This is a genomic window from Pseudomonas sp. (assembly GCF_035554175.1).
Lineage (GTDB): Bacteria > Pseudomonadota > Gammaproteobacteria > Pseudomonadales > Pseudomonadaceae > Aquipseudomonas.
The window spans coordinates 39,611-60,541 of sequence record NZ_DATMIV010000047.1; the positions used below are offsets into that span (position 1 = coordinate 39,611).

The following is a 20,931-nucleotide window of genomic DNA, read 5'->3' on the forward strand; positions in this document are numbered from 1 at the left end:
CAAAAGTCGCGGTTCAGGCGGCTTTGGGTTTCGGCGGAAACTTCGGCGCGTGCAAGCCCAACTGCATGCCCTGGCGAACCATGGCCATGATGTCTTCATGGGCCACATCGAAGAGACGCTTGAGGTTGGGCAGGACAAAGTACAGCGGTTGCAGGATGTCGATGCGATACGGTGTGCGCATGGCTTCGAGGGGGTCGAAGGCTTGATGCTCCGGCTCGTCCGACAGGCAATAAACGGTCTCTTTCGGCGACGACAGAATCCCGCCGCCGTAGATGCGTTTGCCCTGCGGGGTGTCGACCAGGCCGAATTCGATGGTCATCCAGTACAGCCGCGCCAGGTACACGCGTTCTTCCTTGGTCGCCAGCAGGCCGAGCTTGCCATAGGTGTGGGTGAATTCAGCGAACCAAGGGTTGGTCAGCAGCGGACAGTGGCCAAAGATCTCGTGAAAAATGTCCGGCTCTTGCAGGTAGTCCAGCTCTTCGCGAGTGCGAATGAATGTCGCGACGGGAAACTGCTTGCTGGCGAGCAATTCAAAGAACGTCTGGAAGGGAATCAGCGCTGGCACCCGGGCGACCTGCCAGCCAGTGGTCTCGCCGAGCACTTTATTGATCTCGGCCAGTTGCGGGATGCGGTCGTGGGGCAGACCGAGTTTTTCGATACCGTCCATGTATTCCTGGCACGCGCGGCCTTCAATCACTTTCAACTGGCGAGTGATCAGCGTGTTCCATACCGCATGCTCTTCGGCGGGGTAGTCGATAAAACCTTGCGCATCGGGCTCGCGAGCCACGTATTGCGTCTGCTTCATGCTGCTCTCCTGCTAGGGAAATTCGTTTTTGTTATGTCCAGCGATGGCTGAAGAATTACCGTAGAGCGAGAGGGGATGCACCCCGTTGAATAGCCAGCGCGTAGGAAAATTCGCCTGTTTTCGTAAACTTATCGTTACGCTTTGTCGGGTAGTGCGTATTTGCAGCGAGTAGCGGGTTTGAAATGGGCGGTGGCTGTCACATAATCTTGACAACTATCTGTGTGCCTCGACAGAAAAATCTGTCTCAAGGCGCCGCAAAACCCTGTGGGAGCGAGCCTGCTCGCGAAAGCGATCCGTCTGACACATCGATACTGGATGTGCTGCCGCCTTCGCGAGCAGGCTCGCTCCCACAAGGGAATGTGTTCACCTCTCAAACTTGTCGGGCCATTAATATGCGCATCAAAGTCCACTGCCAGAACCGCATCGGTATCCTGCGCGACATTCTCAATCTGCTGGTGGCGTACGGGATCAACGTCGCGCGCGGCGAGGTTGGCGGTGAGCATGGCAACGCGATCTATCTGCATTGCCCGAACCTGATCAACATCCAGTTTCAGGCGCTGCGGCCGAAGTTCGAGGCGATTGCCGGGGTGTTCGGGGTCAAGCGGGTCGGGCTGATGCCCAGCGAGCGTCGGCACATGGAGTTGAACGCGTTGCTCGGTGCGCTGGAGTTTCCGGTGCTGTCGATCGACATGGGCGGCTCGATCGTCGCGGCCAACCGCGCGGCGGCGCAATTGCTCGGCGTGCGGGTGGATGAGGTGCCGGGGATTCCGCTGTCGCGGTACGCCGAAGATTTCGACTTGCCGGAGCTTGTACGCGCCAACAAATCGCGAATCAACGGCATGCGGGTCAAGGTCAAGGGCGACATCTTTCTCGCCGACATCGCGCCGCTGCAATCGGAGCACGACGACAGCGAGGCCATGGCCGGCGCTGTGCTGACCTTGCACCGCGCCGACCGCGTCGGCGAGCGCATCTACAACGTGCGCAAACAAGAGTTGCGCGGCTTCGACAGCATTTTCCAGAGTTCGAAAGTCATGGCTGCGGTGGTTCGCGAGGCGCGCCGCATGGCGCCGCTCGATGCGCCGCTATTAATAGAAGGCGAAACCGGCACCGGCAAGGAATTGCTCGCCCGCGCCTGCCACCTCGCCAGCCCGCGCGGACAGTCACCATTGATGGCACTCAACTGCGCCGGGTTGCCGGAGTCGATGGCCGAGACCGAATTGTTCGGCTACGGCCCCGGCGCCTTCGAAGGTGCACGCGCTGAAGGCAAGCTCGGTCTGCTGGAATTGACGGCGGGCGGCACGCTGTTTCTCGATGGTGTCGGCGAAATGAGCCCGCGTTTGCAGGTCAAGCTGCTGCGCTTTCTTCAGGACGGTTGCTTCCGTCGTGTCGGCAGTGATGAAGAGGTGTATCTGGACGTGCGGGTAATCTGCGCGACCCAGGTGGACTTGTCCGAGTTGTGCGCGCGCGGCGAGTTTCGTCAGGATCTTTATCACCGCTTGAACGTACTGTCGCTGCACATTCCGCCGCTGCGTGAATGTCTCGACGGGTTGACGCCGCTGGTCGAGCATTTCCTCGATCAGGCCAGTCGGCAGATCGGCTGCTCGCTGCCGAAACTGGCGCCGGCGGCGATGGATCGGCTCAGCCATTACCACTGGCCGGGCAACGTGCGGCAGCTGGAGAACGTGCTGTTTCAGGCGGTTTCGTTGTGCGATGGCGGTACTGTAAAAGCCGAACATATCCGTCTGCCGGACTACGGCGTGCGTCAGCCGCTTGGCGATTTTTCCCTCGACGGAAATCTCGACGAGATCGTCGGGCGCTTCGAAAAAGCGGTGCTGGAGCGGTTGTATTCCGAGCACCCGAGCAGTCGGCAACTGGGCAAGCGGCTCGGTGTTTCCCACACCACCATTGCCAACAAGCTGCGTGAGTATGAGGTGGGCAAGACCGAGTCATAGCCGGAAGTTGCGTTGGCTGGCCTATTCGCGAGCAGGCTCGCTCCCACATTTGGAATGCGATCCCCTGTCGGAGCGAGCCTGCTCGCGAAGGCGGCGGTACAGGCACCGCAGCGTCAGGCGTTGCCACCAACCGGCATGACACCGCCGGTTTTTCGTCTTCGATACATTTCAAATTCCCTCTCGCAAACCTCCAAGTCCTTTGTTTACCGGGCCTTTGCCCGCCAATAAAAAGTTGGTCTGCAAATTGCTTATGGCTGAGCAGTACAGCGGTGGGCGGCAAACGTCCGGCATGCAGAGGAAAGAGTGTGGACAAGTACCTTTATGTGGCAATGACCGGCGCCAGCCAGAACGCACTGGCACAGCGAGCGCATGCCAACAACCTGGCGAACATCTCCACCAACGGCTTTCAGCGCGACCTGGAGCAGGCGCGCTCGATGCCGGTGTTTGGTGACAGCTTTCCGGCGCGCGCGTTTGCCATGAGCGAACGTCCCGCCACCGACTTCACCCCGGGCTCGCTGGTGCAGACCGGTCGCGAACTCGATGTCGCGGTGTCCGGCAACGGGTTCATCGCCGTGCAGAACCCCAACGGCGGCGAAAGCTATGTGCGCACCGGCAGCCTCAACATCGACGCCCTTGGCGTGCTCCGCGCCGGCAACGGCATGCCGGTGATCGGTAATGGCGGTCCGATCGCCGTGCCGCCCGAGCAGCAGGTCGAAGTCGGCGAAGACGGCACCATCAGCATTCGCGCAATGGGCGAGGGCCCGCGGGTGATGGCCGAAGTCGACCGGATCAAACTGGTCAACCCCGACATCAAGAACATGAACAAAGGCCTCGACGGTTCGATTTACACCAAGGACGGCCAGCCGGCCCAAGCCGACGCGAACGTCAAACTGGTCTCCGGTTTTCTCGAGTCGAGCAACGTCAATGCCGTGGAAGAGATGACCTCGGTGCTGGCCCTGGCCAAGCAGTTCGAGTTGCACGTCAAGATGATGAACACCGCCAAAGACGACGACCAGGCCATGGCTCGGGTCTTGCAGATCAGCTAATTATCAGAACGTCGCGCCGTAAAACAGGCGCACGAGGAGAATCGAATGCTTCCGGCTCTATGGGTTGCCAAAACCGGTCTGTCCGCCCAGGACACCAACCTGACCACCATTTCCAACAACCTGGCGAACGTCTCGACCACGGGTTTCAAACGTGACCGTGCCGAATTCCAGGACCTGCTCTATCAGATCAAGCGTCAGCCAGGCGCCCAGTCGACCCAAGACAGCGAACTGCCGTCGGGTCTGCAAGTGGGTACCGGTGTGCGCATTGTCGGCACGCAGAAAAACTTCACCGCCGGCAGTCTGCAAACCACCGAGCAGCCGCTGGACATGGCCATCGACGGTCGCGGTTTCTTCCAGATCCTGCAGCCGGACGGCACCACGTCCTACACCCGTGACGGTACTTTCCACCTCGACTCCAATGGCCAGATCGTCAACGCCAGCGGTTTCGCCCTGGAACCGGCGATCATCATCCCGAACGATGCGCAGACCTTCACCGTCGGCCGTGACGGCACCGTGTCGATCACCATCGCCGGCAACCCGGCCTCGCAAGTGATCGGCAACCTGCAGACCGCCGACTTCATCAACCCGGCCGGCCTGCAAGCCGTGGGCAACAACCTGTTCCTGGAAACCGCTGCTTCCGGCGCGCCGCAAATCGGCACTCCGGGCCTGAACGGTTTCGGTACCACGCTGCAGAACACCCTGGAAACCTCCAACGTCAGCACCGTTGAAGAGATGGTCAACATGATCACCACTCAACGCGCCTACGAGATGAACTCCAAGGTGATCTCCACCGCCGACCAGATGCTCTCGTTCGTAACGCAGAATCTGTAATCCAGTCTATGGGGCGGCCTGAGGTCGCCAGCAACACCGTGAGGTAGGGTCATGAATCGCTTTGTATCCGTTCTGGCATTGAGTGGGGTCGTCTCGCTCGCGGGCTGCGTCGCTCCGACGCCCAAGCCCAATGACCCTTACTACGCCCCGGTGTTACCGCGCACACCGTTGCCGGCGGCAGCCAACAACGGCTCGATCTATCAGGCCGGCTTCGAGCAGAACCTGTACAGCGACCGCAAGGCGTTCCGCGTCGGTGACATCATCACCATCACCCTGAACGAGCGCACCCAGGCAAGCAAGAACGCCAACTCGCAAATGGACAAGAACAGCGACAACAAGATCGGTCTGACTTCGTTGTTCGGCTCCAGCCTGACCACCAACAACCCGATCGGCAGCAACGACCTGAGCCTCAACGCCGGCTACAGCGCCGACCGCTCGACCAAGGGCGACGCCAAGTCGGGGCAGAGCAACAGCCTGACCGGTTCGATCACCGTGACCGTGGCAGATGTGTTGCCCAACGGCATCATCGCTGTGCGTGGCGAGAAGTGGCTGACGCTCAACACCGGTGACGAACTGGTACGCATCGCCGGCATGGTCCGCGCCGATGACATCGCCACCGACAACACCGTGTCGTCGACCCGCGTCGCCGATGCACGCATCACCTACTCGGGTACCGGTGCATTTGCCGATACGAGTCAGCCAGGCTGGTTCGACCGTTTCTTCCTCAGCCCGCTGTTCCCTTTCTAGGTGGCGACTTTGAATTTCAAGAGCCTTATGGTGGCCGCGTTGTTGATGTCTGCGGCATTCACCGCACACGCCGAGCGGCTGAAAGACATCGCCAGCATTTCCGGCGTGCGCTCCAACCAGTTGATCGGTTACGGCCTGGTGGTCGGGCTTAACGGCACCGGTGACCAGACGACGCAGACCCCGTTCACCCTGCAGACCTTCAACAACATGCTCTCGCAGTTCGGCATCAAGGTGCCGCCGGGATCGGGCAACGTGCAGTTGAAGAACGTCGCGGCGGTGTCGGTGAGTGCCGATCTGCCGGCGTTTGCCAAACCGGGTCAGCAGGTCGATATCACCGTGTCCTCGATCGGTAACTCCAAGAGCCTGCGTGGCGGCACCTTGCTGCTGACGCCGCTCAAGGGTATCGACGGTAACGTCTACGCGATCGCTCAGGGCAATCTGGTGGTCGGCGGTTTTGATGCTGAAGGCCGTGACGGCTCGAAGATCACCGTCAACGTTCCGTCGGCCGGTCGTATCCCTGGCGGTGCGTCGGTGGAACGTGCGGTGCCGAGCGGTTTCAACCAGGGCAACAGCCTGACGCTGAACCTCAACCGTTCCGACTTCACCACCGCCAAGCGCATCGTCGACAAGGTCAACGACATGCTCGGCCCTGGCGTCGCCCAAGCGATCGATGGTGGTTCGGTGCGGGTCACGGCGCCGCTCGATCCGAGCCAGCGTGTCGACTACCTGTCGATCCTGGAGAACCTCGAGATCGATCCGGGTCAGGCGGTGGCGAAAGTCATCATCAACTCGCGTACCGGCACCATCGTCATCGGCCAGAACGTCAAGGTTTCGCCAGCCGCCGTGACCCACGGCAGCCTGACCGTGACCATCACCGAAGACCCGATCGTCAGCCAGCCGGGCCCGCTGTCCAACGGCCAGACCGCCGTCGTGCCGCGCTCGCGGGTGAATGCCGAACAGGAAGCCAAACCGATGTTCAAGTTCGGCCCGGGCACCACCCTCGACGAGATCGTCCGTGCGGTGAACCAGGTCGGCGCGGCACCGGGTGACCTGATGGCGATTCTCGAAGCTCTGAAGCAGGCCGGCGCATTGCAAGCCGACCTGATCGTGATCTGAGGCCGGCCACTATGGATATGCGCAAAAGCGGTCTGGTCAGCAGCAGCGATTCGGGGTCCTACTCGGACCTCAATCGTCTGAACCAGCTCAAGGTCGGCGACAAGAACAGCGACGAAAACATGCGCAAGGTTGCGCAGGAATTCGAGTCGCTGTTCCTCGGCGAAATGCTCAAGTCGATGCGTTCGGCCACCGAAGCGCTCGGTCAGGACAACCCGCTGAACACGCCGGCGGCCAAGCAGTATCAGGAAATGTACGACCAGCAGCTGGCGGTTTCCATGTCCCGCGAGGGCGGTGGTATCGGCCTGGCTGACGTGCTGATCCGGCAGATGTCGAAGAACAAACCGATGGCCCCGGGCGAGGCTGCTGCCGCGTCCGCCGCCAAGCAGCAGGAAGCGCTGGCCAAGGCTGCCGCCGTGCCGACGCCGATTGCCGCTGGCACCGTCGCCACCGGTCCGCTGTCCCGCGTCAACGGCGAGCGTCCATTGTGGGCATCGCGCTCGGTGCATGCGCCGAACACCGATATTTCCCATCGCAACGACATGGCGCTGATCAATCAGCGGCGCCTGGCGCTGCCGCCGAAACTGGCCGATCGCTTGCTCGCCGGTCTGGTGCCGTCGGCGCCGACCGCCGCTACGGCAGCAGCCAGCAACGCGCTGCCGCAACGTGCCGCGACCACCGCCGTCACCGGCTCCGGGGCGCTGTACAACGGCGACTGGCTGGCCCGTGCCGAAGAGCAGAAAGCCGCCGGCGGGCAGATGCAGGTCTACGGCCGCGCCATGGCGCAAATTCCGCTGGCGCCGGCGAAGAAGGCCTTCAGTTCGGCCGACGAATTCGTCAACACCATGCTGCCGATGGCCAAGGAAGCTGCCGACCGCATCGGCGTCGATCCGCGTTATCTGGTGGCGCAAGCGGCACTGGAAACCGGCTGGGGCAAATCGGTCATGCGCGCCCAGGATGGCAGCAGCAGCCACAACCTGTTCGGCATCAAGGCGAGCAGCAACTGGAAGGGCGATTCTGCCCGCGCCATCACCAGCGAGTTCCGCAATGGCGCGATGGTCAAGGAGACGGCCGAGTTCCGTTCCTACGCCTCCTACAAGGACAGCTTCCACGATCTGGTGACGTTGCTGCAGAGCAACAATCGCTATCAAGAAGTGCTGAAGTCGGCCGATAACCCAGAACAGTTTGTACGCGAGTTGCAGAAGGCCGGTTACGCGACCGACCCGAACTACGCGACGAAGATTTCGCAAATTGCCAAGCAGATGAACAGTTTTGAAAACTACGCTGCGGCGGGTGTCTCCACCACGCCTTTATAAGGCACCAGGTAATAAGGTCTGAACCATGAGTTTGCTCAATATCGGGATGTCGGGACTGTCGGCCAGCCAGTCCTCTTTGGCTACGACAGGCAACAACATTGCCAACGTCGACACCGCCGGTTATTCACGTCAGCAAACCGTGCAGGGCACCAAGTCCTCGCAGCAGTACGGCAACGTTTTCATCGGCACAGGCACGACCCTGGCCGACGTGCGTCGGGTGTACAACTCCTACCTGGAATCGCAGCTGCACACCGCGACCTCGCTGGACAGCGAGTCGGCCGCGTTCCTCAAGCAGGCAACGCCACTGGATTCCATTCTGTCGGACACCAACACTGGCCTGACCGGTGTGCTGCAGAAGTTTTTCACCTCGATGCAGGGCGTATCGACTTCGGCCACCGACGACACTTCGCGGCAGTCGGTACTGACCGGCGCACAGGCGCTGACCAGCCGTTTCAACACCCTGGCCAAACAGCTCAACGATCAGAACACCACGATCAACGGCAGCCTCGGCGACATGACCGCCCAGGTGAACAAGCTCGCCACCGCGATTGCCAATCTCAACCAGAAGATCGGTGAAATTTCCACCAGTGGCGGGGCGCCGAACGACCTGCTCGACAGCCGTAACGAAGCAGTGCGCCAGCTCTCCGAACTGACCGGCGCACAAGTCGTCGAGCGCGGCACCAGCTTCGACATTTACGTCGGTAGCGGCCAGCCGCTGGTCATCGGCAACACCACCAACAGCCTGAGCATGGTCGCCAGCAAGACCGACCCGTCGCGCATGTCGATCCAGATGGATCGCGGTTCGAGCACCATCGACATCACGTCGGTGATCAGCGGTGGCGAAATCGGCGGTCTGCTGACCTATCGCAAGGAAGTCCTCGACCCGTCGCTCAACGAGCTCGGTCGCGTGGCCCTGGTGATTGCCGATCAGATCAACAGCCAGCAAGCCCAGGGCATCGACAAGAACGGTGACTTCGGCGCGGCGATTTTCAACAACATCAACAGTGCCGCGCTGATCAGTCAGCGCAGCATTGCCAAGGATGGCAACAGCGCCGGCTCCGGCAACCTCGATGTCACCATCAAGGACACCGGCAAGCTGACCACCAGCGACTATCAGGTGACCTTCACCAGTGCCACCGACTACACCGTCAAGCGTTCCGACGGCACCGATATGGGCGCATTCAGCACCACGACCAACCCGCCGCCAGTGATCGACGGCTTCACCCTGGCCTTGAATGGCGGCGCGCTGAGCGCCGGTGACTCGTTCAAAATCACCCCGACCCGCAACGCGGCGGCGAGCATTCAGACGGTGTTGACCGACCCGAAGAAAATCGCCGCGGCAGGTCCCTTGACCGGTGTTGCCAGCGCCAACGGTCTGGGCACTTACACCCAGCCGACGCTCAGCGACAAGATCGATATCTACAACCCGACCGCCCAGGCCGACATGCAGGCGGCGCTGAAGAATTCGACACCGGTCAAACTGGTGTTCGGCGCAGCCAGCGGTGGCAGCCAGTCGTACAACCTGGTGGACGCCAAGGGCGCGACCATCGGCACCGGCACCATCGTGCCCGGCCAGTCGAACACGCTGAACCTGAAAGTCGGCATCGTCGATGCCAGCGGCAACCCGGTGATGGACACCACAGTCACGCCGAACGTGCAGAAGACTTTCACCGTGCAGACCACCGTGGGCGGCACGCCGAAATCCGGCGAGACCTTCACCATGAACCTGACCGGTGCGGCGTCTTCGGACAACCGCAACGCCCAGGCACTGGTCGGTCTGCAAACCAAACAGACCGTGGACACCGGTTCGGCGAGCAAGGGCATCAGCCTGACCGACGCCTACAACACCCTGGTGACCAACGTCGGTACCAAGACCGCCCAGGGCAAGTCCGACAGCGCCGCGACCACGGCGATTCTCGAAAACGCCAAGGGTGCCCGCGATTCGTTGTCCGGGGTCAACCTGGATGAAGAAACCGGCAACCTGGTCAAGTACCAGCAGTACTACACAGCGTCTTCGCAGATCATCAAAGCTGCGCAGGAAACTTTCGCCACGCTGATCAACAGCCTTTAAGGAGTCGTAATTCATGCGCATTTCCACCGCCCAGTATTACGGCACGCAAGCGTCGGACTATCAGCGTAACTTCAACAAGGCTGTCGCCACCGCGAGCGAGGCGAGCAGCCTGCAGCGCATCAACACCGCCGCCGATGATCCGGTCGGTGCCGGGCGTCTGCTGCAGCTGGGCCAGCAGGCTGCGATGCTGGATCAGTACAAGACCAACGTCGACACCACCAAGAGCGCGCTGACCGTGCAGGAGTCCACGCTGGACGCCATTACCACGGCATTGTCGCGGGCCAAAGAGTTGGCGCTGGCTGCCAATAACGGCACCGCTACCGACAAGGATCGCCAGGCATACGCGTCGGAGCTGGGCGAAATCCAGCAACAGGTGCTGGGCCTGATGAATTCCAGGGATGCCAACGGCAATTACCTGTTCTCCGGTTCGAAGACCGATACCGCCCCATACTCGAAAAACGCTGACGGCACCTTCAGTTACAACGGTGATCAGACCACCATCGATCTGGGCATCGGCGATGGCCTGACCGTCGGCACCAACACCACTGGCTGGGCAGCTTTCCAGCAAACCATCAACACCGGGCGGACGAATGTCACCATGACCGCGCCAGCGGTTGATGACGGTCGCGTCGTACTGTCCAACGGTATCGTCGGTACCGCTGCGACCTATGACGCCAAATTCACCGGTGGTCAGCCTTATACCGTCGCGTTCGTCAGCAGCACGCAGCTGAAAATCACCGATGCCTTGGGCAACGACGTGACAGCGGAAGCGAGCCAGAACGGTTTGATCAGCGGCAGCAACGGCGCCAACCAGACCATCAGTTTCCGTGGTGTCGACATGAAACTGAATATCAATCTGAAGGCCGGTGACACCAACCCCGACGCGGTTATTGCCGGGCACAGTTTTCAGCTGACGGCCTCGCCGGACTCGTTCACTACCACGCGTAACCCGGGTAACCCGTCGACGAGCGTGATCACCGGTTCGACCATCACCGATCAGGCGGCTTACACCGCAGCCTTCCCGCAGGGTGGCGCAGTGCTCAAGTTCACCAGCGCCACTGCTTTTGATTTGTACGCAGCGCCGGTGACGGCTGATAGCAAGCCGGTTTCCTCGGGTACGGTCGCCGGCGGTAATGCGACTGCTGCCGGTGTGACCTTCGCGTTGGGCAATACGCCGGCCGCTGGCGATCAGTTCTCGATCCAGCCGAACAATCATCAGACCCAGAACGTGCTCGACACTCTGGGCCAGATGATCACCGCGTTGAACACGCCGCTTGATGGCGATCCGGTAGCCAAGCAGAAATTCCAGGGTGCTATGGAAACCGGTATCGGTAACCTCGACAGCGCCACCAACCAGATTGGTACCGCCGTTACCGAGATCGGTGCCCGAGGTCAGTCGTTGGAGATGCAGGCCGTCACCAACCAGAGTCTGAGCACGGCCAACTCGACGACACAAGGCTCGATCCGTGATTCGGATCCGGCTGAAGTCATGACTCGTCTGACCCTGCAACAGACCATGCTGCAAGCCGCGCAACTGGCGTTCAGCAAGATCAGTCAGTTGGGCCTGTTCAACAAGATCTGACGGCGATGGGCGCGCAAGCGCCCGAAACGTTGGCTCTTGAGTTCAATGTCTATTTTTGCGGTGACAGAGAGCTTGCTGTTCCGAGCCGGCTCCCGCCGCTTGCGAGTCCTCCGTGAATTCACTCCCGCTTGTCAGCCTCGTCATCCCTGCCTTCAACCCGCGTTTTTTCGAGCGGGCATTGCGCAGTGCCGCCAGCCAGAGCTACAGCCCGCTCGAAATCATTGTTTGTGACGATAGCCGGGGCAGCGAGATCGAAGGCATCGTTGCAACAATTACGGAGCAAACCAGCGTTGCCGTGCGCTATGTGCGAAATCCGCGCACGCTCGGAATAGTCGGCAATCTCAAGGCCTGCCTTGATCAGGCCCGAGGCGAGTTCATCAAGTTCTTGTGTGACGACGACCATCTGTTTGCCAGCTGCATCGAACGGCAGGCTCATGTTCTGGCCCAGCGTGACGAGGTCAACCTGGTGCTCGCCCAGCGTCTGTTCTGGGATGCTGACGACAGGACGCTGCCTTCTCGCCTGGAAAATACACCGCTGTCACCGATCAGTGGCTTGTTCAAAGGTGACGACTTACTGGCGATTTTCGAGTCCTTTCCTTCGAACATCCTGGGTGGTTTCAGCAGTGCCCTGTTCCGTCGAGCCGATGTGCTGGAATTGTTGCCGGCACTGACCCAGCCGGACCACTGCTTCGTGGCAAGCCTGGACTTCGCCCTTTTCGTCTGTCTGCTACGGCGTGGCAATGTCGTCGTTTCCAATCATGTGCTGAGCGTTGAACGTCTGTATCCCGAACGTCTCAGCGTCCAGCAAGCCATGAAGGACGCGCTGGAAGTCGAGCGGCAGTGGTTGGTGCAGATGCTCAAGGCGCGCAGCGGAGACTCGGCACCTGCGCCCGGCTGGGTGCGCTATGTGCCAATGCCCAAAGCGGATGAGTCGCCGCGAGTCTGGGAAGAACTGCCGCTGAGCCGAACGCTGGGCACCAAGCAGAGCGCGCAGGTGTGGAAGGTGGGTGGCGACAGCCAGAGTTTTTCCGAGCTCTACAGGCAATGGCTGGAATGCCGCACCCTGAGTGACGTGCAGCGCAGATTACTGCCCGATACGCTGGCTGCGTGGCCATCGACACCTCGAATCGTGCCGATTGTCATTGACGAGCAGGGCAGTCCTTCGGCACTTGAACGAACTCTGGAGAGCCTCGCCGCGCAAATCTATGCGCCCGAATTGACGCTGGTGTTATCCACCGATTGCGTTGAGCCGGTACTGGAAGGACGTGTGTTTCATTTGCCGTTGCAAGATGATCACCTGCAACAGATCAATCAGTTACTGCCGCAACTGGACGGTGCCGACTGGTTCTATCTGCTGCGCGCCGGTGACCGTCTGGTAGCGCCCGCGTTGCTGATGATGGCCGAGCGCATCGCGTTCAACGGCACCTTGCAGTGTCTGTACAGTGACGAAGGAAGCCTGCAAGCGGGTGAGTCAGCGGAGCCAGCATTCAAGCCCGATTTCAACCTGGATCTGATGCGTACCTACCCTTATGTCGGTCGCGCCTTGGCATTTGAGCGGCAGAACTTTCTCACCCTCGGCGGTTTCGACTCGACGTTCGCTGAGCTTGCGCCGCACGATATGCTCTGGCGGATGGTGGAAGAACAGGGTACCCAGGTAGTGGGGCATCTGGCCGAGATTGCAATCGAGTCGACATTCGATCTGGCCAAGTGGTTATCGTTGCCCGAAGTGAGGGACCACAACCCGCGCTTGCTGGCTGCTCATCTTGATCGCCTGGGTATCGCCCATGAGATACGTCGTGGCAATGCCGAGTTGCTCAATCGGGTGGATTACCTCCACCTGCACCGGCCTTTGGTGTCGATCATCATCTTCACCCGCGACCAGATTGCTGCCCTACAACGTTGTGTAGAGAACCTGCTGGAAAAAACCGCCTACAGCGAATACGAATTGCTCTTGGTCGATAACGGCAGTCAGACCGCCGAGGCGCGGATCTGGCTGAACGGTATGGCGCAATTGGGCGGCGACCGTGTGCGTGTACTGACATATCCTCGGCAAGACAACCTCGCTGCGATGCGCAACGATGCCGTTGCCCAGGCCAGGGGTGAGTATGTGTTGTTGCTCAATCCCTATGCCGTGGTCACTCAGAGTGACTGGCTTGACGAAATGCTCAATCACGCCCAGCGTCCGGAAGTCGGGATTGTCGGTGCCAAGCTGTTCAATCCTGATGGATACATTTTGCATGCCGGGCTGGTGCTCGGTTTGCAGGGGGCCGCCGGCGCACCGTTCTACGGTCAGGCAATGCAGTCGGCTGGATACATGTTCCGCTTGCAGGCCGTTCAGGATCTGAGTGCCGTCGGCGCCGATTGCCTGATGGTGCGCAAGTCCGTGTTCGATGAGGCGGGCGGTCTGGACGAGCAAAGCTTGCCGCGTACTTTGCATGAAGTGGACCTGGCCTTGCGGGTAGCCCGACAGGGTTACCTCGTAGTCTGGACACCCTATGCGGTGCTGGCGCTTGGCGCGCAACCGCTCGAAGCCGTCATCGATGAAGAAAGAACTGCGCACAGCCAGCAGGAAGAAACATTCTACAAACGCTGGCTACCGGTGGTTGCCCGTGACCCGGCGTATAACCCCAATTTGTCGCTGCAGGGGCATAGCGGTTCAAGCTTTACGCTTGAGCCCGGCTTGCGCAGTGGCTGGAGCCCGTTCACCCATACCGATCTGCCGAAAATTCTTGGGTTGCCGGTCAATGCTTCCGCCATCGGTCACTATCGCGTCACCCAACCGCTGATTGAACTGGAGGCGGCAGGGCGGGTACAGGGACAGATTCGCTACAGCGTGAACTTGCCGCCGATTGTCGAGATCGAACGCCAGTCGCCTGATGTGATCATTCTGCAAGGCCGCTATACCGAAGCACCCATCAATGAGATTCCGGTACTGCGCAGCTACTTCAACGCCCGCCGGATCTACGAGCTGGATGATTACGTCATTGATGTTCCGCATCGCAATGCGCATATCCGCAATATGCCCGACAAATATGAAATGGAGCGTCTGGTGCGGCGTGCGATCGGCATGTGTGATCGCGTCGTGGTCTCGACCGAGCCGTTGGCCAATGCGTTGTCGGATATGCATCACGACATTCGTGTAGTGCCGAACATGTTGGCAAAAGAGTTCTGGAGCAACTTGCGCAGCCAGCGCCGTACTTCGAAAAAGCCGCGTGTCGGCTGGGGTGGTGGCACCAGCCATCATGGTGACCTGGCGGTGATTGCCGATGTCGTGCGAGAGCTGGCGGACGAAGTCGACTGGGTTTTTTTCGGCATGTGCCCGGATGACCTGCGTCCGTACATGCACGAGTTCCACGGCGTTATCGCTCTGGACGCATACCCGGCAAAACTCGCCAGTCTGAATCTGGACCTGGCCTTGGCGCCGCTCGAATTCCATATCTTCAACGACTGCAAAAGCAATTTGCGTCTGCTGGAGTATGGCGCTTGCGGTTACCCGGTCATTTGTACGGACACCGAGGCGTACCGAGGTTATCTGCCGTGCACGCGAATCAAGACCAACACGACCGATGAGTGGTTGCAGGCCATTCGCATGCATCTGGCTGATCCGGATGCCAGTTACCGCATGGGCGATGAGTTGCGTGAGGTGGTACTGCGTGACTATGTCCTGCGTGGTGATAATTTGCGTCATTGGGAATATGGCTGGTTGGCGGACTGATTGTTCGAGCGGGCGACCTGTGGGGGTCGCCTTTTTTTGGCCTTGGCGGCCTTTGGGCCGACCAGCCCCTTTGCTGCGACGTCGCCCATGCATCAACATCAAAAGCAACTCGAGCTTGCGCTCATTGTGCAGGAGCTGCCGGAGGCTGCGATCTTTTGACCTGGCTTCTGCTTTTCCTTTGGCTCTGGCTTTTGATCTTTTGCCCCATCGACAGGCTTCGTTACGGGATCGATCCCGGTGCACGCGCAGCTAAGGATATGTCCCCCGATCAAAAAACTGCGCTGCAGCCTTCTCCCCCCCCAGCCGATTGTGAGCTGGCGCGTTTCCTGCAAGTCCCCCGCAAATCGCCATAAAACGAGCGCTCGCGGTCTTTCCTCCTGCGCCCGGGTCGGCAAAAGATTGAGCCAGACGGCCCGCAAGCTCAAGTGAGCCATGCGCAGCCCGGTGACGTACGAGAGGGGAGTCGATGAAGGCAGTTATTTTGGCGGGTGGCCTCGGCACGCGCATCAGTGAAGAGTCGCATCTCAAGCCCAAGCCGATGATCGAGATTGGCGGCAAGCCAATTCTCTGGCACATCATGAAGCAGTATTCCGCCCACGGGATCCACGACTTCGTCATCTGCCTGGGCTACAAGGGCTATGCGATCAAGGACTTTTTCGCCAACTATTTCCTGCACACCTCCGACGTCACTTTCAACATGCGCGAAAACCGCATGGACGTGCACCAGAACTACAGCGAGCCGTGGAGCGTCACCCTCATCGACACCGGCGAGGAGACCATGACCGGTGGCCGTCTGTTGCGCGCCGGCCGTTATTTGAAAGACGAAGAAGCGTTCTGCTTCACCTACGGCGACGGCGTTTCCGATCTGAACATTCGTCAGCTGGTCGATTTCCACAAGAGCCATGGTCGCCTGGCAACCGTCACTGCCGTACAGCCACCGGGGCGCTACGGTGCGCTTGAACGCCAGGGTGATCAGGTTCTCGGTTTCACCGAAAAGCCTCGTGGCGATGGCGGCTGGATCAATGGCGGCTTCTTCGTCCTTTCGCCGAAGGTTTTGCCATACATCACTGGCGATGAAACCACTTGGGAAGCCGAGCCATTGGCGCGTCTGGCCCGCGAGGAGCAATTGAAAGCGTTTGAACACGATGGTTTCTGGCAACCCATGGACACCCTGCGCGACAAGAACCATCTCGAAGCGTTGTGGCAGAGCGGGGAGGCCCCATGGAAGCAATGGGCCTGAGTGCGGATTTCTGGCGTGGCAAACGCGTGCTGGTCACCGGACACACCGGTTTCAAGGGCAGTTGGCTGACCCTGTGGCTGCAAAGCCTCGGCGCGCAGGTCAGCGGTTTTTCCCTCGATCCCGCGACCGAACCGAGCCTGTTCGAACTGGCGCGCGTACACCAAGGCATCAACGACCAGCGCGGCGATCTGCGTGACCTCGGCGCCTTGCTGGAAATCATCGCCGAGACCGAACCGGAGATTGTTCTGCATCTGGCGGCGCAGCCGTTGGTACGCGAGGGTTATCGCGACCCGCTCGGCACTTACTCCAGCAATGTCATGGGTACGCTGAACCTGCTCGAAGCGATTCGTCAGGTTGGCGGCGTGCGCGCCTGCGTGCTGGTCACCACCGACAAGGTCTACGCCAACAAGGAATGGCTGTGGCCGTACCGCGAAGACGAAGCCCTCGGTGGCCACGATCCTTACAGCAGCAGCAAGGCCTGCTGCGAATTGCTCGCGCAGTCGTATGCCGCGTCATTTTTCCCGGCGGACAAACACGCCGAGCACGGTCTGGCCCTGGCTACCGCGCGTGCCGGCAATGTGCTGGGCGGTGGTGACTTCGCCCCGGAACGTCTGATTCCCGACGTACTGAAAGCCTGGACCGCCGACGAGCCAGTGACCCTGCGCTATCCGCAAGCCGTGCGCCCCTGGCAGCACGCGCTGGAACCTTTGGCCGGTTATCTGCAACTGGCTGCCGCCCTCTACGAACACGGCCCGGAATACGCCGGTGCATGGAATTTTGGCCCCGGTGAGGCGGACATGTGCAGCGTCGGCGAGGTGGTCGAACTTCTCGCCAGTCGGTGGCCGCAGGCGCGTGGTCTGCGCATCGAAAAAAGCGAGCTGCACGAGGCCGGCCTGCTGCGCCTGGATAGCAGTCGCGCTCGCCAGAGGTTGGGCTGGCAGCCACGCTGGACCTTGCAGCAATGCCTGACCCAGACCCTTGACTGGCACTTGGCCTGGCAGAACGGTGATGACATGCGCGCCGTGACCCTCGGCCAATTGAACCTGTACCGAGGCGCGTTGTGAGCGAGTTCTCCCTGAAGGCATTGCCCTTGGCCGGACTGTTCAGCGTTCAGCACAAACGCTTCGAAGACCAGCGCGGGCACTTTGCCCGGCTGTTCTGCGAGGGCAGCCTGAGCGCATTCGGCAGCGAGTTTCATATCCGTCAGATCAACCATTCGTGCACTCGGGAGAAGGGCAGCGTGCGCGGCCTGCACTATCAGAACGCCAACGCGCCGGAAGCCAAACTGATCACCTGCCTGCGCGGTGAAGTCTGGGATGTCGCAGTGGATCTGCGTCCTGACTCGAAAACCTTTTTGCACTGGCACGCCGAGCACCTGAAGGCCGGGGACGGTCGCAGCTTGCTGATCCCGGCCGGGTTTGCCCACGGCTTCCAGACGCTGACCGAAGACGCCGAATTGCTCTACCTGCACAGCGCCGATTACGCGCCGGAGCACGAGGGTGGGCTGTCGGTCAACGATGCACGGCTGGCGATCACTTGGCCGCTGCCTGTCAATAATTTGTCAGCGCGTGATTCCAGCCATCCCGGGCTCGATCAACACTTTGCTGGAGTGCGTCTATGAACTGCCGTGGGTGCGCCGCACCGCTGAACCTGCCGCTTATCGACCTTGGTACCTCGCCGCCGTCCAACGCTTACGTGCATGCCGATCGACTGGAGCAGGCCGAGCAGTGGGTGCCCCTAAAGGTTGCCGTGTGCGAGCAATGCTGGCTGGTGCAGACCGAGGATTACACCCGCGCTGACAGTCTCTTCGATGCCGAATACGCCTACTTCAGTTCGTTCTCCAGCACCTGGCTGAATCACGCCGAGGGTTATGTCGCCGAGATGAGCGAGCGCTTCGGGCTGAACGCCGACAGCCGCGTGGTCGAAGTCGCCGCCAACGACGGATATTTACTGCAATACGTCGCCGCGCGCGGGATCCCGTGCCTGGGTGTCGAGCCGACCCGAAGCACCGCGCAAGCGGCACGGGAAAAGGGCTTGGAAATTCGTGAACTGTTCTTCGGTCGCAACACCGCCACGCAATTGTGTAACGAAGGCTGGAGCGCCGACCTGATGGCGGCCAACAACGTGCTTGCCCACGTGCCGGACATCAACGATTTCCTCGCCGGCTTCGCGACGTTGCTCAAGCCGACCGGCGTAGCCACCTTCGAGTTTCCGCAATTGCTGACGCTTATGGCCGGAGCGCAGTTCGACACGCTGTATCACGAACACTATTCCTACCTGTCGCTGACTGCCGTGCAGACCCTGTGCGAGCGCAACGGTTTGGAGCTGTTCGACGTCAGCCAACTGAGCACCCACGGCGGTTCGCTGCGGGTCTTCGTGCAACGCAAGGACGGCCAGCGTCGCGCTGTTCTTCCATCGGTACAGCAACAGCTGCAGGCCGAACTCGATGCGGGCCTGAAAACCACCGAGTACTACGCGACCCTCGCGCCTGCCGCCGAACGCATCAAACATGACCTGCTGCGCTTCCTGTTGCGGGCCAAAGCCGACGGCAAACGTGTGGTCGGTTATGGCGCAGCTGCCAAGGGCAACACCTTGCTCAATTACGCCGGGGTCAAGCCGGATCTGCTCGCCTGGGTAGCCGACGCCAATCCGCACAAGCAGGGCAAGTTCTTGCCGGGCAGCCGCATTCCGATCGTCGCGCCTGAGCAGATCGAACGGGAAAAACCGGATTACGTGCTGGTGCTGCCGTGGAACCTGCTGCACGAAGTCAGTCAGCAACTGGCGCAAGTGCGTCAGTGGGACGGGCGCTTCGTCATCGCCGTGCCTGAGTTGAAAGTGCTGTGAAGGTTCTCGTTACCGGCGCTACCGGTTTTGTCGGCCGCCATCTGGTTGCGGCATTGCTGGCGCGTGATTGTGAAATTCGCGCCGTGGCGCGCAACGCTGAAACGGCGCAAGGCATGCCGTGGATCAACGACGTCGAGTTCGTGAGTGCGGATATTCACGCCGCCGATCTCGATGTCGCTGCGTTGACCGCGGGTATCGATGCACTGGCGCATCTGGCCTGGCCGGGTTTGCCGAACTATCGGGCACTGTTCCATTTCGAGCACAACCTGATGGCCGATTACCGCTTTATCAAAAGCGCAGTCGAGGCGGGTGTGCAGCAGGTGCTGGTGACCGGCACCTGTTTCGAATACGGCATGCAAAGTGGCCCGCTCCGCGAAACAACCGAGCCACAGCCGAGCAATCCATATGGGCTGGCCAAGCACACGTTGCACCTGTTTCTGCAGAACCTGCAACAGGAGCGGCCGTTCACTCTGCAGTGGGCGCGCTTGTTCTATCTGCATGGCGAAGGGCAGAACCCCAACAGTCTGTTGGCCGCACTGGATCGAGCGATCGATGCCGGCGAGCCGTCGTTCAACATGTCGGCCGGTGAGCAGTTGCGCGACTTCCTGGCGATTGAAACCGCCGCAAGTCATCTTGCCGCGATCCTCCATCAGCGCGACTTCGATGGCGTGATCAACTGCGCCAGCGGCCAACCAAGATCGGTGCGGGCGCTGGTCGAACAGCGCTTGCGAGAACGTGGCGCAACAGTGGATCTGAACCTCGGCCATTACCCCTATCCGACCCACGAACCGCTGGCGTTCTGGGCCGTGGTCGAGCGTTTACAACAACTACTCGAGGCGCCGCGCCGCAACTGATGCGACTGCCGCGAAGGCCTTTTGACAACGTGCAAACCCAATGAATTTTCAGTGAGACCTGACAATGAGCGATAACCTGATCAAAACCTTCGAGGCAGAGTGCCAAGCCGAAGTGCTTGCCCAAGGCCAGAACAAGGAACTGAAGGCGCTGGCCCAGGAGTTCTACAACCAGTCGGCCAAGCACAAGTACACCTATCACTTCTCGTGGATGGGCCGGCCGATCATTCAGTTGCCGCAAGACATGATGGCGATGCAGGAGCTGATCTGGCGGATCAAACCTGACCTGGTGATCGAGTGCGGCATCGCCCATGGCGGCTCGATCATTTACTACGCCTCGCTGCTGGAGTTGCAGGGTCACGGCGAAGTGCTCGGCATTGATCGCGATATCCGCGCGCACAATCGTGAAGCGATCGAAAGCCACCCGATGATCAAGCGCATCAGCATGATCGAAGGTTCCAGCCTTGACCCGGCGGTGGTCGAGCAGGTGCGTCAGGCGGCAGCCGGTAAAAAAATCATCGTGGTGCTCGATTCCAACCACACTCACGAGCATGTCCTGGAAGAGTTGCGTCTCTACGCACCATTGGTGTCGGTGGACAGCTATTGCGTGGTCATGGATACCGTCGTCGAGGATATGCCCGGCGATGCGTTCCCGGATCGTCCATGGGGCCCGGGTGACAACCCGAAAACGGCCGTGTGGGCCTACCTCAAGGAAAACGCTGATTTCGAGATTGATCAGCAGATGCAGGACAAGTTGCTGATTACCGTGGCCTCGGACGGTTATCTGCGCCGGGTTCGTTGACAGTTTCTTCATCACA

Annotated in this window: 16 protein-coding genes; 15 read left to right on the forward strand and 1 reads right to left on the reverse strand. The window is 60.5% G+C overall.

The annotated features are described in order from the left end of the window. Positions 1-13: 13 nt before the first annotated feature. Positions 14-805: a phenylalanine 4-monooxygenase gene (phhA, locus tag VNV36_RS20375; RefSeq protein WP_325719913.1), complete on the reverse strand. Its 792-nt coding sequence runs from the start codon at positions 803-805 to the stop codon at positions 14-16. Between the two features lie 392 nt (positions 806-1,197). On the opposite strand from phhA, the gene VNV36_RS20380 reads away from it, so the two are divergent. The 15 genes from VNV36_RS20380 (at position 1,198) to VNV36_RS20450 (ending at position 20,915) form a co-directional block, all read left to right on the forward strand. Continuing rightward, complete coding sequence (locus VNV36_RS20380; protein ID WP_325719915.1) at positions 1,198-2,757, forward strand: sigma-54-dependent transcriptional regulator; 1,560 nt, start codon at positions 1,198-1,200, stop codon at positions 2,755-2,757. A gap of 305 nt (positions 2,758-3,062) precedes the next feature. Further along, positions 3,063-3,803, forward strand: a complete 741-nt coding sequence (locus tag VNV36_RS20385) for a flagellar basal-body rod protein FlgF (protein ID WP_039761110.1) — start codon at positions 3,063-3,065, stop codon at positions 3,801-3,803. A gap of 45 nt (positions 3,804-3,848) precedes the next feature. After that, positions 3,849-4,634 (forward strand): flagellar basal-body rod protein FlgG, encoded by a 786-nt coding sequence (gene flgG, locus VNV36_RS20390; protein ID WP_016771111.1) that lies wholly within the window; start codon positions 3,849-3,851, stop codon positions 4,632-4,634. A gap of 51 nt (positions 4,635-4,685) precedes the next feature. Continuing rightward, on the forward strand, positions 4,686-5,381 hold the full coding sequence (gene flgH / locus VNV36_RS20395; RefSeq protein ID WP_325719918.1) for a flagellar basal body L-ring protein FlgH: 696 nt from the start codon (positions 4,686-4,688) through the stop codon (positions 5,379-5,381). A gap of 27 nt (positions 5,382-5,408) precedes the next feature. Then, entirely contained in the window at positions 5,409-6,497 is a 1,089-nt protein-coding gene (locus tag VNV36_RS20400; protein ID WP_024012083.1) for a flagellar basal body P-ring protein FlgI, read from the forward strand. A gap of 11 nt (positions 6,498-6,508) precedes the next feature. Then, complete coding sequence (flgJ, locus tag VNV36_RS20405) at positions 6,509-7,810, forward strand: flagellar assembly peptidoglycan hydrolase FlgJ (RefSeq protein WP_325719920.1); 1,302 nt, start codon at positions 6,509-6,511, stop codon at positions 7,808-7,810. Between the two features lie 25 nt (positions 7,811-7,835). Beyond that, positions 7,836-9,881 carry a flagellar hook-associated protein FlgK gene (flgK, locus tag VNV36_RS20410; protein WP_325719922.1) on the forward strand — a complete coding sequence of 682 codons (2,046 nt, stop codon included), beginning with the start codon at positions 7,836-7,838 and terminating at the stop codon, positions 9,879-9,881. 13 nt (positions 9,882-9,894) lie between these two features. After that, positions 9,895-11,463: a flagellar hook-associated protein 3 gene (locus VNV36_RS20415; RefSeq protein ID WP_325719924.1), complete on the forward strand. Its 1,569-nt coding sequence runs from the start codon at positions 9,895-9,897 to the stop codon at positions 11,461-11,463. Positions 11,464-11,575: 112 nt separating this feature from the next. Next, positions 11,576-15,178: a glycosyltransferase gene (locus tag VNV36_RS20420; protein WP_325719926.1), complete on the forward strand. Its 3,603-nt coding sequence runs from the start codon at positions 11,576-11,578 to the stop codon at positions 15,176-15,178. Between the two features lie 466 nt (positions 15,179-15,644). Then, a complete protein-coding gene (gene rfbF / locus VNV36_RS20425; RefSeq protein WP_325719928.1) occupies positions 15,645-16,418 on the forward strand; it encodes a glucose-1-phosphate cytidylyltransferase in 774 nt (257 codons plus the stop codon). Beyond that, positions 16,400-17,482: a CDP-glucose 4,6-dehydratase gene (gene rfbG / locus VNV36_RS20430; protein WP_325719930.1), complete on the forward strand. Its 1,083-nt coding sequence runs from the start codon at positions 16,400-16,402 to the stop codon at positions 17,480-17,482. The genes rfbF and rfbG overlap by 19 nt, the downstream gene beginning before the upstream one ends. Then, entirely contained in the window at positions 17,479-18,039 is a 561-nt protein-coding gene (locus tag VNV36_RS20435) for a dTDP-4-dehydrorhamnose 3,5-epimerase family protein (protein WP_325719932.1), read from the forward strand. The genes rfbG and VNV36_RS20435 overlap by 4 nt, the downstream gene beginning before the upstream one ends. After that, positions 18,036-19,262, forward strand: a complete 1,227-nt coding sequence (locus VNV36_RS20440) for a methyltransferase domain-containing protein (protein WP_325719934.1) — start codon at positions 18,036-18,038, stop codon at positions 19,260-19,262. The genes VNV36_RS20435 and VNV36_RS20440 overlap by 4 nt, the downstream gene beginning before the upstream one ends. Beyond that, a complete protein-coding gene (locus tag VNV36_RS20445) occupies positions 19,259-20,116 on the forward strand; it encodes an NAD-dependent epimerase/dehydratase family protein (RefSeq protein ID WP_325719936.1) in 858 nt (285 codons plus the stop codon). The genes VNV36_RS20440 and VNV36_RS20445 overlap by 4 nt, the downstream gene beginning before the upstream one ends. A 64-nt stretch (positions 20,117-20,180) precedes the next feature. Then, entirely contained in the window at positions 20,181-20,915 is a 735-nt protein-coding gene (locus VNV36_RS20450; RefSeq protein ID WP_325719938.1) for a cephalosporin hydroxylase family protein, read from the forward strand. The last annotated feature ends 16 nt before the right edge of the window (positions 20,916-20,931 follow it).